5 protein-coding genes are annotated in these 4253 nt (G+C 38.5%); all 5 read left to right on the forward strand.

All coding sequences use genetic code 11. The features are described from left to right. The first annotated feature begins 45 nt into the window (after positions 1-45). Positions 46-759, forward strand: a complete 714-nt coding sequence (locus ACZOVS_RS10230) for a lantibiotic protection ABC transporter ATP-binding protein (protein WP_005609481.1) — start codon at positions 46-48, stop codon at positions 757-759. Then, positions 752-1483 (forward strand): lantibiotic immunity ABC transporter MutE/EpiE family permease subunit, encoded by a 732-nt coding sequence (locus ACZOVS_RS10235; protein ID WP_004853398.1) that lies wholly within the window; start codon positions 752-754, stop codon positions 1481-1483. Before ACZOVS_RS10230 ends, ACZOVS_RS10235 begins: the two co-directional genes overlap by 8 nt. A gap of 1 nt (position 1484) precedes the next feature. Beyond that, entirely contained in the window at positions 1485-2225 is a 741-nt protein-coding gene (locus ACZOVS_RS10240; RefSeq protein WP_005330844.1) for a lantibiotic immunity ABC transporter MutG family permease subunit, read from the forward strand. Between the two features lie 14 nt (positions 2226-2239). Then, on the forward strand, positions 2240-2902 hold the full coding sequence (locus ACZOVS_RS10245; RefSeq protein WP_006858444.1) for a response regulator transcription factor: 663 nt from the start codon (positions 2240-2242) through the stop codon (positions 2900-2902). Further along, positions 2890-4253, forward strand: a 1364-nt coding sequence (locus ACZOVS_RS10250; protein ID WP_483997124.1) for a sensor histidine kinase, incomplete at its 3' end; no start/stop codon positions are given. The genes ACZOVS_RS10245 and ACZOVS_RS10250, both read left to right, overlap by 13 nt.

Below are 4253 nucleotides of genomic sequence, written 5' to 3' on the forward strand. Positions count from 1 at the left end.
TTATATTTCAGTAAGAAATGAAATATAGAAGGAAGGATAGTAAAGATGGAAATGATGTTACAGACACAAAATCTATGTAAATATTTTAGAAAACAGAAAGCGGTAAATAATGTTTCACTTAATATCGAAAAGGGACAGATTTATGGACTGCTTGGACCGAATGGCGCTGGTAAATCTACCACATTGAAAATGCTGACCGGTATGATGAAACCAACTGCAGGAAAGATTTACTTTGATGGAAAACTTTTGGATAGGAAAGATTTATCAAAAATAGGAGCGTTAATTGAAAATCCGCCTATTTATGAAAATCTTTCCGCCAGAGAGAATTTGAAGGTAAGACAATTATTGCTTGGTACAGATGAAAACAGAATTGATGAGGTCTTGCAGATTGTATCACTTACAAACACCGGAAAGAAGAAAGCAGGACAGTTTTCTTTGGGGATGAAGCAAAGACTAGGCATTGCAATGGCATTGCTTGGAGAACCGGAACTTTTGATATTGGATGAACCTACGAATGGATTAGATCCAATAGGCATCGAGGAATTACGAGAGCTGATCCGGTCTTTTCCGGAACAGGGAATCACTGTAATTCTCTCCAGTCATATTCTCTCAGAGGTACAGTTACTTGCAGATAAAGTCGGGATTATTTCAGGTGGAATCTTAGGATACGAAGGAGCATTAAAGCAGGGAGATAATCTTGAAGATTTGTTTATGAATGTGGTAAGAAAAAACCAGAAAGCAGGTGAAATCCATGGTTAATATTATAAAAGCAGAACATCAAAAAGCCAAAAGAACCATGCGAAAAAAGTTTATCTGGGGATTTCCTCTTCTTACATTTGTCATGGCATTTATATTTACTCTTGGGATGACAAATGCTTATGCAGAAAGTGTTTGGAACTGGTGGTATACACTTTTGCTGCCGGGGATGATTGCTCTATTTTGTTATCTTTCTGTGGCGCAGGAGAAAAAGATAAAATACTATCATTTAATGACTATTCCCACAGACAGAAGAAAATTGTTGCTGGGGAAAATTATTTATATTGGGTACATGATTTTGTTTTCTAATGTGATTGTGTTTGCAGGAGCAACGCTTGGAGGCTTTCTTCTAACGACACATGTTCCAGTTGGAGGAGCGTTGATTGCAGTATTGTTTCTGACGGTTTCTGAGTTATGGGAGATTCCGGTAGCTTTATTTTTAAGTGAACGATTTGGAATGATTGTAAACCTGTTCGTCTGCCTATTTATTACCGTCAGCGGTGTGGTAATATCACAAACCAGAATCTGGTATGTACTTGTTTCTGCAATCCCTATGCGAATGATGTGCCCGTTGCTTCATGTTTTACCAAATGGACTTGCCGCAGAAGCAGGGAATCCTCTTTTGGATACGGGAGTCATTGTTCCGGGAATGTGTCTCTCAATCATCTGGTTTGTTTTTGTAACGGTTCTGTTTTTGAAATGGTTTGAGAGAAGAGAGGTGAAATAAGATGATTGGAAGATCTCTTAATGCAGACTTGCGAAAGATGAAAGGAACATCTGTGATTCTGGCACACTTACTGATTCCGATTATAACCAGCGTTATATTTTTAATATATTACTTTTTTTCACCATGGAATGAAAATATGAAAGTGATTGCATTTTATCAGGCAATAGGAGCAGGACTTCCGGTACTTATTGGAATTTTTACAGCAAGTGTGATGGAACAGGAACAAAATGCAGGTGATTTTCAAAATCTGTTGTCTTTACCGGATAAACCTGCAGCATTTTTATCGAAACTGTTGATGCTACTGGTTTTGTGTCTGTGCTCTATCCTATTGACAGCAATCATATTCGGAATTGGATTTGGAAGAATCGCATCAAGCGATATCGAAATCATGAAAGGATGTATATTTGCAGCATTGCTGCTGTGGGGAAGCAGTGTTCCACTTTATCTGTGGCAGCTGATTCTGGCTTTTCAGTTTGGAAAAGGGGTATCCATTGGAGCAGGGATTATATCAGGACTAATTAGTGCATTGATGCTTACCGGACTTGGAGATTATGTGTGGAAATATGTATTTGTCTGCTGGACGGGTAGAGTACCATATACTTATCTGCAATCTGTATTGGGAGAAACTAGTGTAGGTGAATGGTTGTCATTCATACCAGGTTGCTTAATATTTACAGGGATTAGTATGGTATACTATTTTTGGTGGGTAAACCACTGGGAAGGAAACAGAATATCGGAATAGAATCGAGGGAAACTATGGCAAAAATACTGGCAGTTGATGATGAACCGGCAATTCTGGAAATGATAGAAAGCATTTTGAATAAGGATGGACATCTGGTTACCAAAGTAAGTAATCCACTAAAAATTAATATGGAAGAATTACATCGTTATGACCTGATTTTACTGGACATTATGATGCCTGGAATTGATGGCTTCGAATTATGCAAAAGAATCAGGGCACTTGTGGATTGTCCGATTTTGTTTCTTACGGCAAAAACGGAGGAAAACAGTCTGGTAAACGGACTTTCTTTAGGAGCAGATGATTATATTTCAAAGCCATTTGGAGTGATGGAACTTCGGGCAAGGATCAATGCACATCTTAGAAGAGAGCACAGGGAACATTCTGTCCGGATGGTTTTGGGGAGGGTCTGTATTCAAATATCTCAAAAGAAACTATTGGTTGATGATAAGGAACTTCCTCTTACGAAAGCGGAGTACGAAATCTGTGAATTTCTGGCTAAAAACAGAGGACAGGTTTTCTCGAAGGAACAGATATTGGAAGCGGTCTTTGGCTTTGACAATGAGAGTAATGACAGTACTATAATCACGCATATCAAAAATATAAGAGCAAAATTTGCGGATTATGATTATACACCGATAAAAACAGTCTGGGGGATTGGATATAAATGGGAAGAGTAAAGAGAAGCAATGCACTCAGCTGGATTTTTATGAGATATGTACTGGTCATGCTTGGATCATTAGTTGGTTTGGTGATTGTTGCTTGGCTGCTGCTGTACCTTTTGATTAGTGTGGGCTGTATCTATCCGGCGAATTATGCAGAGCAAAAGATTAATGAAGCATATGATACGATTTTACGTGCGGATAAAGTAACTGCTGAGATGATTCCTGCACTTTGTGATTATGTAATCTTTTCAGAGAATGGAGAGAAAATAGGTGGAGATCTGTCAGAACAATACGAACAGATAGCATGGAATGTTGCAAAGTACGGAAACGCATCCGGGAAATATTTTTATAAAGTAATTGTAAGGGAAAATGAATATGTTGTATTGCAATATCGCCTGACACCTCAATATCATTCAGCTTTTTTGAGGGAGCATTTTATAGGACCACAGAATGTGATGAGTATTATGTCTGTGATTGGAGCGGTAGCGATTATCATCATTCCGTCCATACGTTTTGGAAAAAGAATCAAAAAGCAGATGCAGCCTGTATTAGACGCAATCGGACAAATAAAGGATCAAAATCTGGAATATGAGACATCCTGTTCCGGTATCAAAGAGTTTGATGACTGTTTATCGGCAATCGATGATATGCGAGATGCATTGCGAGAATCTTTAGAAAAGCAGTGGAAAACAGAGCAGGAAAAGAAACAGCAGATGTCTGCTTTGGCGCATGATATTAAAACACCTCTTACGATTGTACGGGGAAATGCAGAACTACTTTCAGAGACTGAACTGACCACAGAACAGAAGAAAAATATCACTTATGTTTTGAACGGCACAACACAGATACAAAGTTATGTAAAACAGTTGATAGATGTCACAAAATCATGGAATTGCAGTGATGTTACCTATACAACGGTGAGGTTAGAAGATTTTTTCGCAGATATAAAGGAACAGGCACTCGGACTGGTAGAAATCTATCACCAGAAGATAGATTGGAAGGCGGAACAAAGTGATAAAAAGGTAACGATTGCTTATGATCCAATGTTCCGGGCCGTAATGAATGTGATTCAGAATGCAGTGGAGCATACAAAAGAAAATGGAATCATTTATATTGACGCAAAGGAGCAGGATGGCCGGCTGACATTCATTGTGGAGGATAGCGGATCAGGATTTACAAAAGAAGCATTATTGCATGGCACAGAGCAGTTTTTTATGGATGACACAAGTAGAAATGGCGAAGCCCATTATGGGATGGGACTATTTTTTGCAAAAACTGTGGCTGAAAAATATGGTGGAGGTATTAAACTTTCAAATTCTGAAAATACAGGTGGGGCGAGGGTAGAAATATTTTTCCTGAGTAGTCA

The organism is Candidatus Limimorpha avicola (genome assembly GCF_056978975.1).

What these genes read in the sequence shown, in the direction of transcription:
- ACZOVS_RS10230 (WP_005609481.1), top strand. Translation starts at nt 46, where the DNA reads ATGGAAATGATGTTACAGACACAAAATCTATGTAAATATTTTAGAAAA.
- ACZOVS_RS10235 (WP_004853398.1), top strand. Translation starts at nt 752, where the DNA reads ATGGTTAATATTATAAAAGCAGAACATCAAAAAGCCAAAAGAACCATG.
- ACZOVS_RS10240 (WP_005330844.1), top strand. Translation starts at nt 1,485, where the DNA reads ATGATTGGAAGATCTCTTAATGCAGACTTGCGAAAGATGAAAGGAACA.
- ACZOVS_RS10245 (WP_006858444.1), top strand. Translation starts at nt 2,240, where the DNA reads ATGGCAAAAATACTGGCAGTTGATGATGAACCGGCAATTCTGGAAATG.